The organism is Pantoea sp. NGS-ED-1003 (assembly GCF_000738765.1).
In the GTDB taxonomy this organism is placed as follows: Bacteria; Pseudomonadota; Gammaproteobacteria; order Enterobacterales; family Enterobacteriaceae; genus Pantoea; species Pantoea septica.
The window spans coordinates 228,529-250,821 of the sequence record NZ_JPQA01000006.1; the positions used below are offsets into that span (position 1 = coordinate 228,529).

Here is a 22,293-nt window from a genome sequence, read left to right on the forward strand (position 1 = left end):
CGCGGGCCGAGCGAGCAGGGATGCGTAAAGCGACTTTGCGATCGGGCCATCTCACCTGCTTTCGCGCCTCGCTCGCAAACATCTCTTCTTCGTTTTTACAAGCTAAACCGCCCGCCCTTCTCGCCGTTGATCCACAGCTCGCGCTGCTCGCCAGCAGGCAGCAATACCTCAATCTCACGCCACGCTGGCTGATAGTCGCCGCGCTTCTCCAGCGTCAGCTCAAGACGATCGCTGCTGCTGATCAGCGCCCAGCGCACCCAGAGCGCATTGCCCTGCCGCCAGCCGTGACTCTCGCCGTCGTCGTCGAAAAACTCGCCCTCGGTGCGCGCTTCGCCCGGCGCAGGCCACAGCTGCAGTTCGCGCACGCTGTCGAGCCGCGCATCGGTGGTGCTTTCGCAGCGTCCCAGCGGAATGGCGGAACCGGCGCGCGCCAGCAGCGGCAAGCGATCGAGCGGCGCGTCCAGCGTCACGGTCTGGCCACCCGCCAGCCACTGGCCGCTGTGCCAGTCATACCAGCCGTGAGCGTTGTGCGGCAGATAGACCTCGCGCTCGCGGCTGCCCTCCTCCACCACGCTGGCCACCAGCAAATCGCGCCCCAGCAGAAAGTCGTCGTTTTCCCGGTACGTCTCGCTGTCCTCTTCGTGATCGAGGAAAGTGGGACGCAGCATCGGCTCATCCTGCGCGCTCGCCTGCCACAGCAGCGTGTAGAGATAGGGCATCAGGCGGTAGCGCAGACGAATCGCCTCGCGGATCAGCGGCGTCACCTCCGGATACATCCAGGGTTCGTTCACGGTGTGATCGTCGTTCCAGGAGTGGATGGTGAAGCGCGGATGCATCACGCCGTTCTGCACCCAGCGCACAAAAAGCTCGGCGTCCGGCTTGTCGCCGGAGAAGCCGCCGACGTCGTGACCGACGTTAAACAAGCCCGAAAGGCTCATGCCCAGTCCCATGCGGATGTTGTAGCGCAGCGTCTGCCAGCTGGTGCGGTTATCTCCGCTCCACGTCTGCACGTAGCGCTGCATCCCGGCGCAGCCGGAACGGGAGATCAGATAGGGCCGCTTCTCCGGCGCGAAGCGCTGCTGCGCCTCCAGCGAAGCGCGCATCATCAGCAGCGGCATCACCGGGCGAATGTGTTTAATGGCGATGCTCTGCCCGAAACCGTGGCAGCGCGCTTCACCGTCCCACACTTCATATTCGTTGTTGTCGTTCCAGGTCGCGTCGATGCCCTTCTCCAGCAGCTGCGCGGTGACGTTCTCCTGCCACCAGCGCACCGCCTGCGGATGCGTAAAGTCGAGGTGCGATCCTTCATCGTCCCAGAACACCGAACGCTCGGGGCGATCCTGCTCCGAATCGCGAATAAACAGCCCCTGCGACGCCACTTCCTGATAGCGCGGATGATCCTGCAGCAGGCAGGGTTTGATATTGGCCGCCAGCTTCATGCCCGCCGCGTGGAACGCCGCGCTCATGCCGTTGGGATTCGGCACCTTGTCGTAGTTCCAGTTAAAGACATAGCGCTTGTTGTTGATCGAGGTATAACCCGACGAAAGCTGAAACGAGTCGCAGGGGATCTCATGCTCGCGGCAGAGGCGGATAAAGCCCTGCAGCTGCTGCTGCGCATCGGGGGCGTCGGTGTAGTGCATGGTCGAGCCGCTGTAGCCCAGGCTCCACTTCGGCTGAAAAATAGTCCGGCCGGTCAGGCGCACGAAGGCCTGAGTGACGTCCAGCAGCTTCGGTCCCAGCATCAGGTAGTAGTCGAGATCGCCCGCTTCGGCGCGGTAGCGACGATACGGCAGATGGTAGTTGTCCAACTCGTTGCCGAGATCGAGCCAGCTGCTGCTCAGGTTGTCGTAGAACAGGCCGAAGCTGACGCCGTCGCGCTGCGTCAGGGTAAAGGGAATGTGCTTATAGAGCGGATCGGTGCTGGCGGCGTTATAGCCCATCGCGTCGAGATTGCGCATCTCGAAGCGGCGGCCGCTGCGGTTCAAGTCGCCGCTCTTTTCGCCGAGGCCGTAGACGCGATCCTGCGGCAGACGACGCTGATAGTGCTCTACGCCGTCGCCGTGCGCGTTCAGCAAATAGGCGCCGGTGTGGCGATCGGCCGCCAGCGGCTGCCACTGCCCCTGATGATAATGCTCCCAGCTCAGGCAGAGCGGATGATGCACCGTCACGCGCAGCCGGTCGGTGCTGATGCGCAGCTGGTTCGCCTCGTGCTCCAGCTGAAAGCCCGGCAGCCCGAACCCGTCGAGGGATTCGCGATCGCGCCCTTCCCAGGGCACGTCATCCCCTGGCGCGATGCTCCAGGTGCGGTTCAGGGCCAGCTCGCCGTCGCGCTTCAGCAGCACGCGCATCAGGCCAGACTCCAGCACATACAGGCGCAGCAGATGGCGGTTATCCACCTTCAGCTCGACAAAATGATCGGCGTGCTGACTCAGCGTCCAGTTCTTCAGGGTTTTCATAACGGTGTCCTTATTGTTCCACGCTGCGCTGCCGACGTTCGGCGATAAACATCACCAGGAAAATCGCGCCCACCAGGTCGAAAAAGCCCATGGCGACGAACAGCGGATTAAAACCAATGGTGTCGGCGGTGACGCCGATAATCAGAGAGAAGATAAAGCTGGCGATCCAGGCGCAGGAGCCGCGCATGCCGTTAACCGTTGCCATCTGGCGACGATCGAAGCGCTCTACCACCAGCGCGCTGAGCATGCAGGAGATCACCTGATGGCCGAAGCCGCCGATCGAGATCAGGGCGATCGCCAGATAAGGATCTTTAACGAGGGTCATCAGCGCCAGCGAGATCATCAGCACGGCGCCGGTGATCGAACTGGCGACGATCGAGTTGACGCGCGTCAGGCCGAACCACTTCACGTAGATTTTGGTCAGGTAGCCGCTGGCGACGCTGCCGAGATCGGCGGCGAGAAACGGCAGCCAGGCGAACATCACGATCTGCTTAAGATCCATGCCGCGCTCGTTAGCCAGATAGAGCGGCACCCAAAAGCTCAGCACCGCCCAGGCGGGCTCGGCAAGAAACGCCGGAATGGCGATACCGTAAAATTTCTTCTCTTTGCCGATGGTTTTCAGCGCCTGAAAGAACGGCAGCTTTTCACCCACGGCTTCGTTGTCCTGCGTAATCCAGGCGCGCTCTTCGTCAGAGAGACGGGCATGTTTTTCCGGCGACTGATAGCCCCACCACCAGAGGCCGACCCACAGCAGCCCCAGGCCGCCGGTGAGCAGAAACGCGCCCTGCCAGCCGAAGGTGATATGCGCCACATAGATGATCGGCGGCGCCAGCATCGCGCCGACCGAAAAGCCGACGCCCGCCCAGCCTGCGGCGACCGGACGCTCTTTTTTCGGGAACCAGTCGCCGATCGCCTTGGCGTTGGCGGGCGTGGCCGCCGCCTCCGACGCGCCCATCACAAAGCGCAGCAGCGCCAGATGCAGCCAGCTTCCCGCGCCGGCGTGCAGCAGACAGGTGACCGACCAGACCAGCGCGCAGATCAGGAAGCCCATCTTCAGGCCGATGACGTCGATCAGCCAGCCGCAGAGCGGCTGAAACAGGGTATAGGCAAGCTGAAACGCCGCCACCACCCAGGAGTAGTGTTCGGTGCTCATATTGAGGCTGGTTTTTAGCTCCGGCGCCAGAATGCCGAGCGAATTGCGCGTCACATAGTTTACCGTCACGCCCAGTAGAAACAGTCCCAGCATCCACCAGCGAAGATTTTTAACGGCGCGCAGCGTTCGCGCGGCGCCGATTGGCTTAGTCGTTGATTCAAGGCTCATTTGTCAGCTCCTGTGCAGGCTTTTAACGGCCGGTTTGATCCTTCACACCGCCCTCCGGCGTACTGCGTGAACCTGTCTGGCACCTTAAAAAGCGCGAAACGTCGGTATAGCCTCTTTTTTGCAAGCCTTTTCATGGCAAACTTTTTGGCGCGTTTAAAGCAGCTTACCTGCCTTATCTGACGCGATTCAGCACGCAATGAAAATTTTTTCATCAGCAGATTTGAGGACGATCACAAAATGAAGCAAAGGCTAAAAATCAGCGAAATTGCGGCGCTGAGCGGCGTCTCGATCAGCACTGTGTCGCGCGTGCTGGCCGGCAAAGCCAATACTCGCGCCAGCACGCGCGATAAAGTGCTGGCGGTGGCGCAGCAGCAGGGCGTGCTGGATAACCTGCACAGCGGCCGCCTGCTGCTGAATAATTTGATGGTGTTCGCGCCGCCCCGCGCGTTCGACGTGCGCAGCGATATCTTTTACTACAAGGTGATTCAGGGCATCGCCCAGGCGATCGCCCCGCACGAGGTGCGTTTACGCTACTGCGCGCTGGAAGAGAATGAGAGCGACACGGCGCTGTTTCTGGAGAAGATGCAGCAAACCGACGCCGCGCTGCTGGTCGGGATCGACGACGATCATATCCACCAGCTCGCGGCGGAGATCGATAAGCCCTGCGTGTTGATCAATGCGATAGATCGCCGTATGCGGCTCTCTTCGGTCTCGCCGCATCATCAGCTGATCGGCGAAAGCGCCGCCCGCTACCTGTTTGAGCAGGGGCACCGCCAGATTTTGTCGCTGCACTGCCTGCGCCGCTACACCATGGAGCAGCGTCTGCAGGGCGTGCGCGACGCCTGGCACGCCATGAACCTGCGCTTCGACAGCCGCCAGCATCTGTTGACGCTCACCAGCTTCAGTCGGATCGAGGCGGCGGAGAGACTGAGCGAATATCTGAAGCACTGCCCGCACGCCCAACGCCCTACCGCGATTCTCGCCAGCGGCGACTACATCGCCGCCGGCGCGGTGGAGGCGCTGCAGCAGGCCGGACTGCGCGTGCCGCAGGATGTTTCGGTGATGAGCATGGACGGCTTCAATCTCGCCGCCATTCACGACATTCCGCTCACTTCCGTGCAGGTGCCGCGTGATGAGCTGGGCGCAGAGGCGGTGCGCATGGTGCAGAGCATGCGCCTGAACGCGCAGACGCTGCCCGGCACCCTGCTGCTGCACGGCAAGCTGGTGGTGCGCGAGTCGGTGCGCCGCATCCGCGACAACCTCAGCCACGCGCCGGTGCAGCAGCACGGCCTCTACGATTAGGTCGGGCCGGAGAGCGCCTTCAGCCGCAGCTCCGACGGCTGCGGGCGGCCGAAGTAGTAGCCCTGGAACAGGGTGCAGCCCTCTTCACGCAGCTTCGCGAACTGTTCGCTGCTCTCCACGCCTTCGGCGGTAATCTGAATATCCAGGCTGCGGCTCATGCCGGTAATGGCGCGGATAATTGCCAGCGCCTCGCGGCTGTCGCCCATATCGCTGATAAAAGATTTGTCGATTTTGATTTTGTCGAACGGAAAAGATCGCAGATAGCTGAGCGACGAGTAGCCGGTGCCGAAGTCGTCCAGCGCAATCTGCACGCCGAGTTTCTTCAGGCTCTCCAGCGTGCGGATATTGCCGAGCGAGTCGTCGAGCAGCACCGACTCGGTGATCTCCACCTCCAGCCGGCTCGGCTCCAGACCGGAGTCGCGCAGCGCGGCCTCCACCACCGAGACCAGCGAGCTGTTTTTAAACTGCAGCGGCGACAGGTTGACCGACACCGACTGCTTGCCGTCCCAGGTAGTCGCCTCGCGGCAGGCTTCGAACAGCGCATAGGCACCAAGCATATGGATCAGCCCGCTCTCTTCCGCGATGGGAATAAAGTCGTTCGGCATAATCAGCCCTTTCACCGGATGATGCCAGCGCATCAGCGCCTCGTAGCCGATAATCGACTGCACCGCTGCGCCGTCGGTAATCGGCTGATAGTAGAGCTTAAGCTGCTGGCTGCCGATCGCCTCGCGCAGATCGTTCTCGATCAGGCGGCGGCTGCGCGCCACGTCGTCCATCTCCAGCGTAAAGTGCTCGTAGCGGTTGCGCCCGTTGCGCTTGGCCTCATAGAGCGCCATATCGGCGCAGCGCAGCATCTGTTCCGGCGTGTTGGTAATGGTCGCGCTCAGGGCGATGCCGACGCTGAGGCCGACGCTCAGGTTATGGCCTTCGATATTGACCGGCGGCCGTATCGCTTCGATCAGCCGCTGGGCGACCAGCGCCGCCTCTTCCGCGCTGCCGATAGCGGGCAGCACAATGGCAAACTCGTCGCCGCCGATGCGCGCCAGCGTGTCGCGATCGCGCAGCGCGGCGCGCAGGCGTTTCGCCACCGCGCGCAGCAGTTCGTCGCCGATCTGGTGGCCGAGCGCGTCGTTAACGTTCTTGAAGTTGTCGAGATCGAGGCAGAGCGTAGCGGTGTGGCGGTCGCTCTGGCTGTCGCCGCGCAGCGCTTCGCTCAGCCGCTGACGGAACAGAATACGGTTCGGCAGGCTGGTGAGGTTGTCGTGATGCGCCATATGGTGAATGCGCGCGTCGGCGGCGCGCTGGTCGGTGACATCCTCGACAAGCAGCATAATATAGTTCTGGCGCGCGTCCTGTCCGCGAATGATGGTGGCGCGGGTATGCAGAATGCGTTCGCCGCTGGCGGTGAGCAGCTGCTGTTCACGCTGGTGAATGCCTTCGCTGCGCAGCGCGATATCCGCCAGGCTGTTAAAGTAGTCGCTGAGTTCAGCCGACATGCATTCGTGCGGCTTTTTGTTGACCAGCAGCGCTTTCGAGACGCCGAACAGCTTTTCCGACCGGTCGTTGACCAGCAGAATTTCGCGCGTAACGGCGTCTTCGACCACCACGCAAGAGGGAATATTGGCGATGATATTGTCGAGGAATTTCGACAGCGCCGACATTTTCGCGCTCTGCGCTTCGGCCAGATCTTTGGCACGCAGCAGCTTCTGCTCCTGCTCGCGGCGCTCGGTGATGTCGCGGGTGATTTTGGCGAAGCCGATTAGTCGTCCTTCGTCGTTATGGATAGCGTCAATCACTACGTGCGCCCAGAAGGCGCTGCCGTCTTTGCGGTAACGCCAGCCTTCATCTTCGAAGCGGCCGTTCGCCAGCGCAATCGCCAGGTTGGCGTCCGGCGCGCCCAGCAAGCGCTCCTGCGCGCTGTAGAATACCGAGAAATGCTCCCCGACGATTTCCTCGGCAAGGTAGCCTTTGGCGCGCTGCGCCCCGGCGTTCCAGTTCACCACGCAGCCCTTCAGATCCAGCATATAGATGGCGTAGTCGGTCACGCCTTCCACCAGCAGGCGGAAGCGCTCCTCCTGCTCACGCTGCGCGCGCAGCATCGCCTGCTGTTCGGTGCAGTCGCGCGTGATCTTGGCGTAGCCGATCAGCTTGCCGCCGTCGTCGCGCACCGCGTCAATGATGACGTGCGCCCAGAAGGCGCTGCCGTCTTTGCGGTAGCGCCAGCCCTGGTCTTCGAAACGGCCGGTGCGATACGCCGTTTGCAGGTTTTTTTCCGGGATATGCGCCTGACGATCCTGGACGCTGTAGAAGCGGGAGAAGTGCTGGCCGACGATCTCTTCCGCCACGTAGCCTTTGGCGCGCTGCGCGCCGGCATTCCAGTTCACTACCAGCCCGTCGTGATCCAGCATATAGATGGCATAGTCGGTGACGCCTTCCACCAGCAGGCGGAAGCGCGCTTCCTGCTCGCGCTCTTTGCGCTGCTGCGCCTGCTGCTCGGTGCAGTCGCGCGTAATCTTGGCGAAACCGATCAGTTCGCCGTATGGGTCGCGGATGGCGTCGATGACCACATGCGCCCAGAATGCGCTGCCGTCCTTGCGGTAGCGCCAGCCTTCGGTTTCAAAACTGCCGGTGCGCGCGGCGGTGTCCAGACCGCGCTGCGGCACGCCGTTTAAGCGGTCGCTTTCGCTGTAAAACAGCGAGAAATGCTTACCTACGATCTCATCCGGCGTGTAGCCTTTCGTCCGCTGCGCGCCAGCGTTCCAGTTAGCGACCGTGCCGTCTGGTTTCAGCATATAGATGGCGTAGTCGATCACGCTCTGTACCAGTAACCGATACATAACATCAGCATTTTTATCCATTGTTATTAGCCTGTTGCTGCGCTGCCTGAAATTGCCCCAAAAATTTAAGAATGGTCTTAATGACGACCCGACTACATCTGAAACCACCTGCTTTGACAAGTACAAATGAGCGGAACACGAAAGTTAGTAGGTGAGTTATCGGCAGCGGCGAGAAAATGTTCAACTGTAAATGCGCTTATGTTAGTGCGGGGAATCTGGCGGTGAAGGATAAGCAGTTAAAAATCAAAATGCACGCAAAGCCCAGCACTAAACGCTGGGCTTAAGCGCGCCGGGTAGCGCGCTACAGGCGATGAGGCGTCAGGCGCACGCCAGCGGCGCGCGCTTTAGCCTGACGCCTTCTGCGTCATTTCCTGATGCACCGCGATATAGCGGTCGTAGCGCGACGCTTTTAGCCGCGTAAGATCCACCAGCACCAGCCCGTCGATGCAGTGATTGAAGTCGGGATCGCTGCCGAAATCGATAAACTGCACGCCGCCAGACTCGCACAGCTCGGAATATTGCTTATAAAGCGGCGGGATGGCGCAGCCGAGGTTGCTCAACAGCTGCTTAAGCCTGCGCAGATCCGCCTGATAGTCGCCGCCGCTGAACTGCGCCAGCACGTCCGGCAGCGAAGCGGGATAAGGCTGGCGCGACGTCGCCAGCGGCAGCTCGGTAGGAAAATAGAGGCGGTAGAAGGCCACCAGCAGATCGCGCGCCGCCAGCGGCATGCCGCCGGAGATAGAGACCGGGCCGAACAGGTAGCGCGTCTGCGGGTAGCGCGCCAGATACGCGCCGATGCCGAGCCAGAGATAGTCGAGCCCGCGCTTGCCCCAGTAGGCGGGCTGAATAAAGCTGCGCCCCAGCTCGATGCTCTGCTGCAAAATCGGCATCATGCGCTCGTCGTAGTGGAACAGGCTGTGGCTGTAAAAGCCCTCCAGCCCGCGTCTGGCGAGCTGCTCGTCGCCGGGAATAAAGCGGTAGGCGCCGACGATCTCCAGCTGCGCGTCGTCCCACAGGATCAGGTGATAATAGTCGTCGTCGTAATTATCCAGATCGCGGCGGCGGCCGCTGCCCTCACCCACTGCGCGAAAGGCGATCTCCCGCAGCCTTCCCAGCTCGCGCAGCAGCGGCACCCAGGTGGCGCCGTTGCGCCGCCACAGGTAAATCTGCTTGCCGTCGCTGGTGGTGCCGAGATGCTCGCTCTCGCGCAGCGCGCGCTTCAGCTCGCCGCGATCTTCGGCGCGCGCGATCGCTTTTTCCGTCTGGAACAGGCCGGGACGCTGCTGGCCGATGCGATAAAGGTGTTTGCGCAGCCGCTTCGCCAGCGCTTTGCCCGGCGTATGGCCGTCATGCCAGTGCGCAAAGGGGATCTGCGCGCCGATATGCAGCTTGATGCGCGAGCCGCGCTGGCGGAACATCTCGCGCACCAGCATCAGCAGCGCCAGCGGCTGGGCGATTTTAGCCGCCGCGTAGAACAGGCCGCTGTTGCGCCCGTCGACGAAAACCGGCACCAGCGGCGCACGGGCGCGCGCCGCCAGGCGCAGAAAGGCGTGATGCCAGCGGCCGTCGCGCACGCCGCGGCTGCCGAGGCGCGATACTTCGCCCGCCGGGAAAATAATCAGCACCCCGTCGTTGCTAAGGTGCTGCTGCATGCGCTGAAGCTGGTCGCGGCTGGTGCGGTTGCCCATGTTGTCCACCGGCAGCAGCAGCGTGCTGAGCGGCTCCAGCATCATCAGCATGCGGTTGGCGACGATTTTCACATCGCGCCGTACCTGCGCCACCGCCGCCAGCAGCGCCAGTCCGTCAAGCGCCCCCAGCGGATGATTGGCAACGATCACCACCGGCCCGCGCGACGGGATCTGCTCCAGATCGCGCTCGCTCAGCTCGCAGCGCACGTCGAGGTGCTCCAGCATCTGCTCGACCATATCCAGCCCTTTCAGATGCGGGTAGCGCGCGGCGAAGCGCTGAAACTCCTCTTCATGCAGCGCCCAGCGCAGCACACGACGCTGCCAGCCTGCAGGCTGAGCCTGCGGCCAGAAGCGTTCGACAACCTGATCGACAGAGAACATAACGCGCCTTATTTTCGACGATGATGACGCCAAAAATAAGGTGAGTTGTTTTCAAATTTATGACGCGGCGCAGGTCAGAAATGGTCGGCGATCGGCGTCCAGATATCGGTCAGCGCGCCCTCTTTGCCGGTAAAGGGATCGCGCGTCGGCAGCGGCACCTGCTTCACCTGCTGCTCGGCCGCGCGCAGTCTGGCCGGCTCGTCGCGGTTGGTCTCTGGCGCAAAGCCCTCCGGGTAGGCCCCGACCACCATAAAGTCCTCGCTGGCATAGACCTGCTTATGGCCGACGCCCGCCGGGATCAGCACCGCGTCGCCCGCGCGCAGGGTCACCATACGGCCGGTGTCGCCGCCGAACAGGACTTCCGCCCAGCCCTGCGCCACGCCCAGCAGCTCATGCGTATTGGGATGGTAGTGGGTATAGGGAAAAATGTCGTAACGCCATGAGGGCGGCCAGCCGTTGCGCGCAAAAGTCTGCTCGAACCAGCCGGCGAGATCGGGCTCCTCCTCGTGCGCCTCATCCAGCGCCACGCGCGGCCAGATAATAAGCGGCAGAGGATTGTTTGGCACGCCGCCCGACGGGCTGGCGAGCATCAGATGCTGCGGATTATTCGACGAGCCGGCGGCAAAGGTGCCCGCCGCGAAGGACATCAGCAACATCAGACTGGAAGAAGAGGCAGTCATACAGGTTCTCCGGGTAGCTTTCCGCTAATTGTGGCAAACCTGATGATTGTTGCAATGTGCGCCCGCCAGCAGATCTGCCATAAAAGCATGATTTTGCTAACCAAACACAAATAACTAAGCAACAATCCTGCTACTTTGTGCGGTCAGCTTATCCCGGCAGCGCCGCGCAGAGCGCAGGCGACGGCAAGACGCCTTTTTTCTGTTCCGGTTCCGGCGCGAAATCGGGCAGCTCCTCGACCTTTTCCGGCGGAACGGGCTTGCCCAGCAGATATCCCTGTAGGGTATTGCAGCCTAAGCCGGTTAAAAAAGCCTGCTGTTCGGCGGTCTCTACTCCTTCCGCCACCACTTTGAGATCCAGCGACTGCGCCAGCGCGACGATGGCGGAAACGATAGTGGCGTCTTCGGTCTGATGCTGCAGTTCGTTAACGAACGCCCGATCGATCTTGAGCTCGCTGGCCGGCAGGCGCTTGAGATAGAGCAGGCTCGAATAGCCGGTGCCGAAGTCATCTATCGACGCCTTAACGCCCAGTCGCGTCAGCTCGGTCAGGATGCGCACGCTCTCGTCCGGATCGCGCATCGCGGTGGTTTCCGTCACTTCCAGCGTCAGCAGCTCGGGCGGAATGGCGTGCGTCGCCAGCGCCTCGGTCACCGTCTCTACCAGATTGCTCTGCTCAAACTGCAGCGCCGACAGGTTGACCGCGACCGACCAGTTGGTGTGCCCCTGCTGACGCCACTCATGCAGCTGGCGGCAGGCTTCGTTAATGACCCAGCAGCCGATATTCAGGATCATCCCGGTCTTCTCCGCCAGCGGCAGGAAGATATCGGGCGTCAGCAGGCCGCGCGTCGGATGCTGCCAGCGCAGCAGCGCTTCAAAGCCGATAATCGGGCCGCGCGGCGCGCAATATTTCGGCTGGTAAAACAGCCGCAGCTCGTGATTTTCCTGGGCGTGCCACAGATCGTTATTAAGCTGCAGCTGACTCTGCGCCAGGGTATTCATCGAAGGCTGAAAGAAGTTATGCCCGTTGCGGCCGTTGTTTTTAGTGTGGTACATGGCGGCGTCGGCGTTGAACATCAGCTCGCGCTCGTCGTTGCCGTCGCCCGGATAGACGGCGATGCCGATGCTCAGCGAAACCATCAGCTCGTAGCGGGAGATCTCAAACGGACGCTCGATAGCCTTCACCAGCGTGTCCGCCACCGTGGCGGCGTCGTTGGGATCGTTAATATCGATCAGCAGCACAAACTCATCGCCCCCCAGCCGCGCCAGCGTATAGTAGCCCTTCATCTGCTCGCTCATGCGCTCGGTGACGGCGATAAGCAGGCTGTCGCCGACGTGATGGCCGAAGGCGTCATTCACCGCCTTAAAGCCGTCGAGATCCATAAACATCAGGGCGAACTGGGTGCGCTCGCGGTTAGCCTTATTGATCGCCTGCTCTAGACGATCCTCCAGCAGAATGCGGTTCGGCAGGCGCGTCAGGTTGTCGTGCAGCGCCAGCTGCGCCAGTTCGCGGTTTGCCTCCGCCAGCGAGCGCGCCAGAATGGCGGTGCGCGCCTGCATGCGCGCGTCAAGCATCGACACCAGCAGCGTAATACCGAGGATCGCCAGCGTTACCACCGTCACCAGAATCGCCAGCCAGTTGCTGTTGACGCCCATCGAGCCGGCATGGCTGTGCGCCGGGAAGCTGGCCGCCGCCATGCCGGTATAGTGCATGCCCGCGATGGCGCATCCCATTACCACCGACGCGCCGACGCGCAGCAGCGTGGTGCGGCCGGTGGTGCCGTCGCGCAGGTTGAACGCCAGCCACAGCGCCGCGCCCGACGCCACCAGCGCAATCACTACCGAGAGCGCAATCCAGCCCCAGTTCCAGCTGATGCCCGGCGAGAACATCAGCGCCGCCATGCCGGTATAGTGCATCGCCACTACGCCGCTGCCCAGCACCAGCGCGCCGCCCAGCAGTTTTTTTAGCGGCAGCTCGCCCTGGCAGACCAGCCAGAGCGCGAAGATCGAGGCGATAACGGCAATCGCCATCGAGACGCCGGTGAGCGACGCGTCGTAGCTCATCACCATCTCCATGGTCATCGACAGCATGCCGATAAAGTGCATCGCCCAGATGCCGACGCCCATGGCGAAACCGCCGCCGAACAGCCATATCAGCGCGACTTTTCCTGTCGAGGTGGCGACGCGGCCCGCCATATCCAGCGCGGTAAAGGACGCCAGCATCGCAACGAGAATGGAAACGATGACGGTAAACGAATCGTATGAGGTCACTAACATAGTGAAGTCCCGTTAAAGCGCAAAATCGCAGCCGTGGTGTTGTAATGAAAAAGTCACAAGGATGAATTATCTGCTCAGGTTATCGGCAAAAGGCAAAGGGTAATTAGCCTGCCACGATGAAAGCTTCCGATGCCTGTGAGCGTTAAAATCTATCGTCAGACGGTGGCGAAGTCGGCGATGCGATCGGCCGGCGTCGGTTTACCCAGCAGATAGCCCTGCAAAGCGTCGAAGCCCAGCCGGGTCAGCAGCGTCTGCTGCTCTTCGGTTTCGACCCCTTCCGCCACCATATGCAGGTTAAGCGTCTGCGCCAGCGCCAGCATCGCGCTCACCACGGTGGCGTCCTGGCTGTCGGCGCGCAGGCTATTGATAAAGCTGCGGTCGATCTTCAGTTCGCTGGCCTCAAGGTGTTTCAGGTGCAGCAGGTTAGCGTAGCCGATGCCGAAATTATCGATCGCCACTCTGACCTCGATTTTTTGCAGCTCGCTGATGCGCTGCTGGCTGAACTGCGGATCGCGCATCGCGATGCTCTCCGTGATCTCCAGCGTCAGCGAGCCGCCCGGCAGCTGATGGCGCAGCAGCGCCTGGCGCACCGTCTCCAGCAGATCGCGCTGGTGAAACTGCAGGGCCGAGAGGTTAACCGACACCGTCCAGTTTGGGTGCCCGTCGCTGTGCCACTGTTTGAGCTGGCGGCAGGCTTCGTTAATCACCCAGTTGCCCAGCGCGACAATCTGTCCGGTCTTCTCGGCGCGCGGCAGAAAAATATCGGGCATCAGCAGGCCGCGCGTCGGGTGCTGCCAGCGCAGCAGCGCTTCAAAGCCGATCAGTTCGCTGCTGCTGGAGCGGAACTTCGGCTGGTAGAACAGCTGCATCTCCTGACGCTCCAGCGCCTGCCACAGGTCGTTGGCCAGCGCCAGCTTATGCTGCGCGCTGGCGCTCATCGCCGGCTCAAACAGGCAGTAGCCGTTACGCCCGCTGTGCTTGATGTGGTACATCGCCGAATCGGCGTTGAACATCAGCTCCTGCTTGCTGCGACCGTGCTGCGGACAGAGCGCGACGCCGACGCTGAGCGAGACGCGCAGCAGGTAGCGATCCAGCTCGAACGGCTCGTCAATCGTATTGACCAGCCGCTGCGCCAGCGCCGCCGCTTGCCGGCTCTCGTTGCCCTGCGCCAGCAGCACAAACTCATCGCCGCCGAGGCGCGCCAGCAATATTTTTTCGTCGCTGAGCTGGCGGCGCAGGCGATCGGCGACCGCTATCAGCAGGCGATCGCCCACGTAGTGACCCCAGGTGTCGTTGACCGCCTTAAAGCCGTCGAGATCCATATACATCAGGGTAAAGCCCGGCGTATCGCGCGTTGTCTGGCTGAGCGCGACGTCCAGCCGCTGCTCCAGCATCACGCGATTGGGCAGCGCGGTGAGATTGTCGTGCATCGCCAGCTGATGCAGCTCCTGATTCGCCTGGTTAAGGCGCTGCGCCAGACGCGCGGCGCGCAGCTGAGCGTCCAGCATCGAGGCGAGCAGCGTAAAGCCGAGAATAGAGAGCGTGCCGAGCGCGACCCACACCGCCAGCCCCTGGCCGCTAACGCCCTGCGCCAGCGGCACGCTGTGGCGGTCGAACTGCGCCGCCGCCATGCCGATGTAGTGCATGCCGGCGATGGCGACGCCCATCACCAGCGCGCCGAGCGCGCGCATCGTCAGCAGATATTTTTCGCCCTGGCGCAGACGAAACGCCAGCCAGAGCGCGGCGGCGGAGGCGAGGTAAGCGATGGCGACGGAGAGCGCCACCAGCGAAAAGCGCCAGTGCAGCGCGGGCGAGATCATCAGCGCAAGCATGCCGGTGTAGTGCATCGCCACGATGCCGCTGCCGAGCATGGCGCTGCCCGCCAGCCAGCGTCGGCGGCTAAAATGCCCGTGCTGAGTCTGCGCGAACGCCAGCATACAGGCGACGCAGGCCGCCAGCAGCGACAGCACCGTCAGGCTCACGTCGTAGCGCATCGGCATCATCATCGCCAGCATGCCGATAAAATGCATCGCCCAGATGCCGATGCCCATCGCCATGCCGCCGGCCAGCAGCCATAAACGCGCTATCCAGCCGTGCGATACCGCGACGCGCCCTGCCGTGTCCAGCGCGGTAAACGCGGCGATAAAAGCGACGATCAGCGAAACGCCGACCAGGACGCTATCCCAGGTGACCAACAGCATGTGTAGCTCCCCACAGCCTGCCTGTGAGCAGGCGCTGTGTTGTAATCAACAAAGATTCCAAAAAAAACAGACGGATAAAAAAGTGGTCAGCCGTGCAGTTTATTATTTTCAGGGCCGATTAGCGCTGTCCCGATGCGGGCGGGACGTGATTAAGACTTTTCCTGGCATGGTAACTAAAAGGGTAACTGGACCTGATTAATGTATGAACATATCACTGTTAACGAGGCGGCGGTAGAGGGCAAAATACCCCGCGCTTTGCTTTTTTTTTCTTTAACCCAAGGTATTGGTATTACAGGTTTATCGGCCTGAAATGCCAATTGATTAAGGAAAAATTCCGCTATCGCTTCACCGGCGCTTGCGCGCTGTTCTATATTAAGTAAAATTTATAAAAAACCCTTAGCTCAAAGCTAAGATTATCCTCAGGATGAGGCGCCATTTCCCGCTTTGCCGGGGCCGCAGTTACTAAACTTTGTTTGATTTAATAATTAATCACCGGGCAAAAAAGCACTGACTCTGAATAATCGGTAAGGATTAATTATGAAATTCAAGCTTTTTTTGTTTGCCGCTGCGGGCCTGACCTCGGCACTCCCTGCTGTGACATTTGCCGCCACCACCACAGGGACGATCAACGCCACCCTGACGCTGACTACCGGCTGTCTGGTGAACGGCCAGTCCGCCACGACCGGCGTTAACTTCGGTACCTTGAACTTCGGCAGCAGCGCGGCGACCTTCGATACCCTTAACGCCACGCTGGTCGGCGCGTCCGGCAACGGCATCTACGTGCGCTGCACCACCGGCCAGACTTTCAACGTGCAGGTGACCAGCAGCAACGCGGCGCCCGCCACCATCTACGGCACCGTTTCCGGCCAGCCGCGCTACCTGATCCTCGGCTCCAACAATACTCAGGGGATCGCCTACACCCTTTATAGCGACGCGGCCTTTACCACCGCTATCGCCAATAACACCAATATCGCGCCCAGCGGCACCACCGATCCGACGCTGGGCACCAACTACGCCATCTACGGTCGCGTCGTAGGCGGCGGCTTCAACCCGCTGATTCCGGCAGGCACCTATACCGACACCATTAACGTCGCCGTGAATTACTGATCGCGCGGTCAGGAGCACCCGGGTGGCTGCGCCGCGCGCTTTGCGCAGGCTGATCTACGCGCTGCCCCTGCTGACAGGAAGTCTTAGCGCCTGGAGCCTGCCCACCAGCACGTTTCAAGTCTCGGCTTCCATCGTGGCGGGCTGCGTCGTCTCCGGTACCAATACCGGGGTTTTCGGCACGCTTGATTTCGGCTCGCAGTCGGGCGTTGCCCGCAACAGCGTCAGCGCCAGTTTTGTGCAGAGCGCCGCTATTACGCTCGCCTGCACCCCTGGCACGACGCTGAGCATGAGCATCAGCGGCGGCAGCAACTACACCACCACGCGCAACCTGAAGCACACCAGCAATACCAATACTGTGCCCTACACCCTCTATACCAACGCCAGCCATACCACCGCGATCCCGGTGAACAGCGCCGTCGCGCTGAGCTACAGCAATGCCAATAACATTACGCTGCCGATTTACGGCCTGCTGCAGCTGCCTGGCCCGACGCGCGCCGGCGTCTACACCGACACGCTAACCGTGACGCTGAGCTGGTAGCCGCATGCTTAAAGGAGAAAGTTGATGATGCGCGCCCTGTTGTTCTTTGTTTCCCTGCTGGCGGCCAGCGCCCAGGCGGCAAACTCGCTGATGATCTGGCCAATCGATCCCGCCATCAATCCGGAGGAGAAAGCGAGCGAGCTGTGGCTGGAAAACCGCGGCAGCGTCACCACGCTGATGCAGGTGCGTATCTTCAGCTGGCAGCAGGTCGGCGGCAAAGAGCAGTACGCCACGCAGCAGAGCATCGTCGCCAGTCCGCCGCTGGTGCGCATTGAGCCGGGGAAAAAGCAGCTGGTGCGCCTGATCAAGCAGACGCCGCCCGGCGCGGGCCAGGAGCTGGCGTACCGCGTGGTGCTCGATGAGATCCCGACGCCGCGCACGCCGGGCGAAAACCAGGCGGGCCTGAATTTTCAGATGCGTTACTCGGTGCCGCTGTTCGTCTACGGCGACGGGCTGACGCGCGACGGGGCAAAACCGGATTTAAGCTGGCGGCAGGTGAGCGAAGGCGGCCGATCCTGGCTGCTGATCGCCAATCGCGGCAGCGGCCATGCGCGCCTCAGCAACGTCACCGTCGGCGGACGCAAGCTGGGCGACGGCCTGTTCGGCTACGTGCTGGCGCGCAGCGAAAACCGCTGGCCGCTGAAAACTCCTCTTAGCGGCCAGATGACGGCAGACACCAACGCCGGCGCGTGGCGCAGCGCGCCCAGCCGCTAAATGCCGCGCGCACTTCACCCCTGCGCGCTGGCGGTGGCCAGCGTTTGCGCCTGTCTGACGCCGGCCGCCGCGCTGGCGGAGACCTTTTCGTCGCTGCCGCCGCCGCCGTCGCAGGAGAGCAGCAGCGATCGTCAGCGCTATATGCTGGAGCTGGTGATCAACCAGCGCGAAAGCGGCGTTATCGTGCCGGTAGAGCGGCGCGACGGCCGCCTGCTGGTGCGCGCCGGCGATTTGCAGCGCGTCGGCATTCCCGCGGAGAAATTGCCCGACCCGCAGCAGGTCGACGTCAGCCAGTGGCCCGACGTCAAAGCGGATTACGACGATCGACGCCAGCGGCTGCTGCTGACGGTGCCGCCCGCCTGGCTCCCCGGCCAGGTGATCGGCGAGGCGCAGAACGGGCCGCGCTACCCTGGACGCGCCACAACCGGCGCGCTGTTCAATTACGACCTCTACGCCACGCGCACCACCAACGCGGGCACCCGGCTTTCCGCCTGGAACGAACTGCGCCTCTTCGGCTCCGCCGGCCAGTTTTCCAGCAACGGCGTCTGGCAGCAGCAGATTGAGGGCCGCGCCCCCGCGCAGGATGACGGCTATATCCGCTACGACACCTGGTGGAGCAACGAGGATGAGAACAATGCGGTCAGCTGGCGCGTCGGCGATCTCACCACCGACGCGCTGAGCTGGAGCAACAGCGTGCGTCTCGGCGGGATACAGGTCGGCCGCGATTTCAGCGTGCGGCCCGATCTGGTGACCTATCCGCTGCCCGCCTTCTCCGGCCAGGCGGCGGTGCCCTCCACCGTCGATCTCTTTATCAACGGCTACCGATCCAGCCAGGCGAACGTGCAGCCGGGTCCCTGGTCGCTGACCAACGTTCCTTTCGTCAACGGCGCGGGCGATGCGGTGATCACCACGACCGACGCGGTGGGACGTCAGGTCACGACGACGCTGCCCTTCTATGTCTCCAGCACGCTGCTGAAAGCGGGCCTAAGCGACTACTCTTTTTCCGCCGGCGCGTTTCGCGACAACTACGGCATCCGCAATTTCGACTACGGCGAGGCGGCGGCGAGCGGCTCGCTGCGCTACGGCGTCGCCGACTGGCTGACGCTGGAAACCCACGCCGAAGGCAGCGACAGCCTGGCGATGGGCGGCGCGGGCGCGATGTTTCGCGTCGGCAGCCTCGGCGTGCTGAACGGCGCGGCGGCGCAAAGCCAGATGAGCGGCGCAGCCGGCACGCAGTACAGCTGGGGCTACCAGTACAACAACAGCTGGTTCAGCATCGGCACGCAGCATATTCTGCGCAGCCGCGACTTCGGCAACCTCGCGCTGCTCAGCAGCCGCACCGGCAACAGCGACACTAGCAATACCACCTATAGCCTGGCGCGCCGCAGCGCCCAGTACAACGCCAGCCTGTCGCTGAGCCAGTACGGCAGCCTCGGCGCCGCTTATATCGATATCAGCGGCGGCGACGGCCAGCATACGCGGCTGCTCAACCTCTCCTGGAGCAAAACCCTGTGGGGCAATTCCAGCCTCTACGTTTCCGCCAGCCGCGATCAGGAGCAGGGCGCATGGAGCGGCGCGATTTCGCTGGTGATCCCGTTCGGCGAGCACGGCAGCGCCTCGGTGAGCATGGAGCGCGACCAGCAGGGCGAAAATAATCAGCGGCTCTACCTGTCGCGCTCAATGCCGAGCGACGGCGGCTTCGCCTGGGACGCCTCCTGGGCTAATCAGGGCGGCGACAGCGGCGACTACCGCCAGGGAAGCCTGCGCTGGCGCAATAACAAAATCGACACCTCGGCGGGCTTCTACGGTGACGACGACTACAACACTCAGTGGGCGGATCTCACCGGTTCGCTGGTGCTGATGGACAATCAGACCTTCGCTGCCAACGCCATCAACGACGCCTTCGTGGTGGTGAAAACCAGCTATCCCGACGTCAACGTGCGCTATGAAAACCAGTCAATGGGGCGCACCGACCGCAACGGCTATCTGCTGGTGCCCTCGATCAGCAGCTACTATCCGGCGAAGTACGATATCGACACGCTCGACCTGCCCGCCGATATGACGACGCCCAACGTTGAACAGCGCTTCGCGGTGAAACGCCAGAGCGGCTATCTGCTGCACTTTCCGGTGGAGAAGCTGCGCGCCGCCAGCGTGATCCTGCAGGATGCCGACGGCCAGCCGCTGCCGGTCTCCAGCCAGGTGCTGCGCTAAGGCCAGGCAACTGAATATGTCGGCTGGGACGGCATCGCCTGGCTGGAAAACCTGCGCGCCCGCAACCCGATGCGCGTCGCCACGCCGGACGGCCGCACCTGCAGCGCCGAGCTGACCATCGCCAGCGGCCAGCCGCAGGCGCTGAAAACCTATGGCCCCATTACCTGCCCGCTGCCGCCCAGGCCAGCAGGCGCGCCGGTGCCCAGTGCCGATAACTTCACCTCAGGGATTATTCCATGAAAAAAATCCTGCTGCTGCTGGCGCTGATGGCGCTTTTCCCGACGCTGTCGCGCGCCGCCTGCGCCCTGCCCGCCTCCACCGCCAGCTTTGGTTCGGTGACGACCTTTGTGGTCAACAGCACGGCGCAGGCGACCTCGACCAACGCCAACGTTAACTGCGGGTCCGGCTCCTCGCTCTCGCTGCTGGGCAATAACCAGATCACCTTTCAGCTGACCGGCGCCACCAACGTCAACGGCACGCGCGGCACGCTCAAGCGCAGCGGCGACACCGGCACCGATAATATTCCGGTGCAGCTCTGCATCGACAGCGCCTGCGCCACCGAGCTCACCATCGGCGCCGCCGCCTACGTCATCAGCCAGTCGGTGCTGGTTAATCTCGCCGGCCTGTTAGGCAGTCTTAACTTCGCCATTCCGGTCTACCTGCGCAGCGTGCCGGGCCAGACGGTGGCCGCCGGCACCTATACCACCACGCTGAACCTGGCGGTGACCTATAACATCTGCACTAGCGTCGGCGTCGGCAACATTTGCCTGTCGCCGCAGACCGGCAGCGGCGTGATCCCCATTACCGTCACCATGGTGGTCACCAACGACTGCACCACTATCACCGCGCCCAATATCAGCTTCGGCAGCGCGCCGCTGGTAGGCAGCTTCTCTGCCGTGTCGCAGACGATTAACGTGGTGTGCAGCAAAGGCAGCACCTACACGGTAGGGTTAAGCAATGGTAACTACCTTAGCGGCACGCAGCGTCAGATGGCGAGCGGCACTAACCGGTTAAGCTATGAGATTTACAAGGGAACCAGCAGCAACCGCTGGGGGCCGAGCGGCACCGAGCGCTACAGCAGCGCCAGCTCCACCAGCGTGAGCACGGACGGGCTGACGCGCGGCTACAGCTATACCGCGCGCATCCTCACCACGCAAAACACGCCGCCCGCGGGGAACTACACGGACAGCGTGGTGGTGGACCTGTCGTTTTAGATTGAGGCGCCGGCGGTCGCGCCGCTGTGGCGCGCACGATACTGCCTGACCATGCGGCCAATCAGCAGCGTGCCGATCAGGCCGCAAACGGCGGCGAAGGTGAGCCAGACGCCGGGCATCGCCTTGTCGCCGGTGGCGTGGATCAGATAGCTGGAGATGGCGGGCGTAAAGCCGCCGAACAATGCAGTTGCCAGGCTGTAGGCGAGCGAGAAGCCTGAGGCGCGCACTTCGGCAGGCATGATTTCTGCCAGATAGACCACCATCGCGCCGTTATAGCTGGCATAGAGGAACGAGAGCCAGAGCTCCGCTTCCATCAGATGGGCGAAGGTCGGCGATCCCACCAGCCAGTGCAGCACCGGCCAGGTGGTGAGGATCATCAGCAGCGTAAAGGTAATCAACAGCAGACGGCGGCCGATGCGATCCGACAGCGCGCCCATCAGCGGCAGCCAGATCAGGTTGGAGACGCCGACGCACAGCGTCACCAGAAAGCTCTCTTTATCGCTCATCATCAGCACGGTTTTGCCGAAGGTAGGCGTAAAGGCGGTGATCATATAGAACATCACGGTGGTGGTGACCACCATCAACATGCCCGCCAGCACCAGCGCCCAGTTGCTCGCCAGCGAACGCATAATCTGCTGCATGGTCGGATGCTGTTTGCGCTGGCTGAAGGCTTCGGTCTCTTCCAGCATGCGGCGCACCCAGAACAGAAAGGGCACGATCATACAGCCAACAACGAAGGGAATACGCCAGCCCCACTCCGTCACCGCCTCTTTCGCCAGCAGATGGTTGAGTAGCAGGCCGAGCAGCGCGGCGAAGATAACCGCAATTTGCTGGCTTCCCGACTGCCAGCTAACGAAAAAGCCTTTGCGCCCTTTTGGCGCCACCTCGGCCAGATAGACTGAGACGCCGCCCAGCTCGACGCCGGCGGAGAAGCCCTGCAGCAGGCGGCCAAGCAGGATGAGAATCGGCGCGGCGGCGCCCAGCGTGGCGTAGCCCGGCACCAGCGCGATAGTGAGCGTGCCGATCGCCATCAGCCCTAACGTCAGCAGCAGCCCCTTGCGGCGGCCATGATGGTCGATATAGGCGCCAAGCACGATCGCCCCTAACGGCCGCATCAGGAATCCGGCGCCGAAGGTCATCAGGGTCAACATGAGAGAGGCGAATGGATCGTCGCCAGGGAAGAAGGTTTTCGCTATGGCGGTGGCGTAGTAGCCAAACACCATAAAGTCATACATTTCAAGGAAGTTACCGCTGGTAACGTTGAAGATAGTTCGGGCGCTGCCCTGAGGCTTTTGTAAAGACGGAGTGTGACTCATAGTGGCTTCCTGCGTTTTTTCTCCGTTTTAGCCTGAGCGAGGCGCGAATAACGTG

General features: G+C 62.3%; 13 protein-coding genes and 1 pseudogene. 6 read left to right on the plus strand and 8 right to left on the minus strand.

What is annotated here, in order from left to right; translation table 11 throughout:
• Window positions 1-95: 95 nt before the first annotated feature.
• Both JS46_RS14150 and JS46_RS14155 read right to left on the minus strand, forming a co-directional pair.
• Window positions 96-2,456 (minus strand): TIM-barrel domain-containing protein, encoded by a 2,361-nt coding sequence (locus JS46_RS14150; protein ID WP_033752403.1) that lies wholly within the window; start codon window positions 2,454-2,456, stop codon window positions 96-98.
• 10 nt (window positions 2,457-2,466) lie between these two features.
• The gene (locus JS46_RS14155) at window positions 2,467-3,777 is read right to left on the minus strand and encodes an MFS transporter (protein WP_033752406.1); all 1,311 of its coding nucleotides are present in this window, start codon (window positions 3,775-3,777) and stop codon (window positions 2,467-2,469) included.
• Window positions 3,778-4,014: 237 nt separating this feature from the next.
• On the opposite strand from JS46_RS14155, the gene JS46_RS14160 reads away from it, so the two are divergent.
• Entirely contained in the window at window positions 4,015-5,079 is a 1,065-nt protein-coding gene (locus JS46_RS14160) for a LacI family DNA-binding transcriptional regulator (RefSeq protein ID WP_033752409.1), read from the plus strand.
• Here JS46_RS14160 and JS46_RS14165 read toward each other — a convergent pair.
• The 5 genes from JS46_RS14165 to JS46_RS14185 form a co-directional block, all read right to left on the minus strand.
• Window positions 5,076-7,937: an EAL domain-containing protein gene (locus JS46_RS14165; RefSeq protein WP_033752411.1), complete on the minus strand. Its 2,862-nt coding sequence runs from the start codon at window positions 7,935-7,937 to the stop codon at window positions 5,076-5,078. The two genes, JS46_RS14160 and JS46_RS14165, sit on opposite strands and share 4 nt — an antisense overlap.
• A 323-nt stretch (window positions 7,938-8,260) precedes the next feature.
• Entirely contained in the window at window positions 8,261-9,985 is a 1,725-nt protein-coding gene (locus tag JS46_RS14170) for a lysophospholipid acyltransferase family protein (protein WP_033752412.1), read from the minus strand.
• A gap of 74 nt (window positions 9,986-10,059) precedes the next feature.
• Window positions 10,060-10,665 carry a cupin domain-containing protein gene (locus JS46_RS14175; RefSeq protein WP_033752414.1) on the minus strand — a complete coding sequence of 202 codons (606 nt, stop codon included), beginning with the start codon at window positions 10,663-10,665 and terminating at the stop codon, window positions 10,060-10,062.
• Between the two features lie 148 nt (window positions 10,666-10,813).
• Window positions 10,814-12,937: a bifunctional diguanylate cyclase/phosphodiesterase gene (locus JS46_RS14180; RefSeq protein ID WP_033752419.1), complete on the minus strand. Its 2,124-nt coding sequence runs from the start codon at window positions 12,935-12,937 to the stop codon at window positions 10,814-10,816.
• A 155-nt stretch (window positions 12,938-13,092) separates the two neighbouring features.
• On the minus strand, window positions 13,093-15,138 hold the full coding sequence (locus JS46_RS14185; protein WP_033752422.1) for a bifunctional diguanylate cyclase/phosphodiesterase: 2,046 nt from the start codon (window positions 15,136-15,138) through the stop codon (window positions 13,093-13,095).
• A 537-nt stretch (window positions 15,139-15,675) separates the two neighbouring features.
• Between JS46_RS14185 and JS46_RS14190 the strand changes: the two genes are divergently transcribed.
• The 5 genes and pseudogenes from JS46_RS14190 (at window position 15,676) to JS46_RS14210 (ending at window position 20,922) form a co-directional block, all read left to right on the plus strand.
• Window positions 15,676-16,245 carry a spore coat protein U domain-containing protein gene (locus tag JS46_RS14190; RefSeq protein ID WP_033752425.1) on the plus strand — a complete coding sequence of 190 codons (570 nt, stop codon included), beginning with the start codon at window positions 15,676-15,678 and terminating at the stop codon, window positions 16,243-16,245.
• A 49-nt stretch (window positions 16,246-16,294) separates the two neighbouring features.
• On the plus strand, window positions 16,295-16,783 hold the full coding sequence (locus JS46_RS14195; protein WP_235213006.1) for a spore coat U domain-containing protein: 489 nt from the start codon (window positions 16,295-16,297) through the stop codon (window positions 16,781-16,783).
• A gap of 24 nt (window positions 16,784-16,807) precedes the next feature.
• Window positions 16,808-17,497, plus strand: a complete 690-nt coding sequence (locus JS46_RS14200; RefSeq protein ID WP_200879038.1) for a molecular chaperone — start codon at window positions 16,808-16,810, stop codon at window positions 17,495-17,497.
• Window positions 17,498-19,948 (plus strand): annotated as a pseudogene (locus JS46_RS22925) (fimbria/pilus outer membrane usher protein).
• A complete protein-coding gene (locus tag JS46_RS14210; protein ID WP_033752429.1) occupies window positions 19,945-20,922 on the plus strand; it encodes a spore coat U domain-containing protein in 978 nt (325 codons plus the stop codon). Before JS46_RS22925 ends, JS46_RS14210 begins: the two are co-directional and overlap by 4 nt.
• Here the strand turns inward: JS46_RS14210 and JS46_RS14215 are convergent.
• Entirely contained in the window at window positions 20,919-22,238 is a 1,320-nt protein-coding gene (locus JS46_RS14215) for an MFS transporter (protein WP_033752432.1), read from the minus strand. The genes JS46_RS14210 and JS46_RS14215 overlap by 4 nt on opposite strands.
• Window positions 22,239-22,293: the final 55 nt, after the last annotated feature.

Bases quoted from the DNA above. Each gene is read 5' to 3' on its own strand.
- JS46_RS14150 (WP_033752403.1), bottom strand. From the start codon at position 2,456: ATGAAAACCCTGAAGAACTGGACGCTGAGTCAGCACGCCGATCATTTT.
- JS46_RS14160 (WP_033752409.1), top strand. From the start codon at position 4,015: ATGAAGCAAAGGCTAAAAATCAGCGAAATTGCGGCGCTGAGCGGCGTC.
- JS46_RS14165 (WP_033752411.1), bottom strand. From the start codon at position 7,937: ATGGATAAAAATGCTGATGTTATGTATCGGTTACTGGTACAGAGCGTG.
- JS46_RS14155 (WP_033752406.1), bottom strand. From the start codon at position 3,777: ATGAGCCTTGAATCAACGACTAAGCCAATCGGCGCCGCGCGAACGCTG.
- JS46_RS14215 (WP_033752432.1), bottom strand. From the start codon at position 22,238: ATGAGTCACACTCCGTCTTTACAAAAGCCTCAGGGCAGCGCCCGAACT.
- JS46_RS14175 (WP_033752414.1), bottom strand. From the start codon at position 10,665: ATGACTGCCTCTTCTTCCAGTCTGATGTTGCTGATGTCCTTCGCGGCG.
- JS46_RS14180 (WP_033752419.1), bottom strand. From the start codon at position 12,937: ATGTTAGTGACCTCATACGATTCGTTTACCGTCATCGTTTCCATTCTC.
- JS46_RS14170 (WP_033752412.1), bottom strand. From the start codon at position 9,985: ATGTTCTCTGTCGATCAGGTTGTCGAACGCTTCTGGCCGCAGGCTCAG.
- JS46_RS14185 (WP_033752422.1), bottom strand. From the start codon at position 15,138: ATGCTGTTGGTCACCTGGGATAGCGTCCTGGTCGGCGTTTCGCTGATC.
- JS46_RS14210 (WP_033752429.1), top strand. From the start codon at position 19,945: ATGAAAAAAATCCTGCTGCTGCTGGCGCTGATGGCGCTTTTCCCGACG.
- JS46_RS14190 (WP_033752425.1), top strand. From the start codon at position 15,676: ATGAAATTCAAGCTTTTTTTGTTTGCCGCTGCGGGCCTGACCTCGGCA.
- JS46_RS14200 (WP_200879038.1), top strand. From the start codon at position 16,808: ATGATGCGCGCCCTGTTGTTCTTTGTTTCCCTGCTGGCGGCCAGCGCC.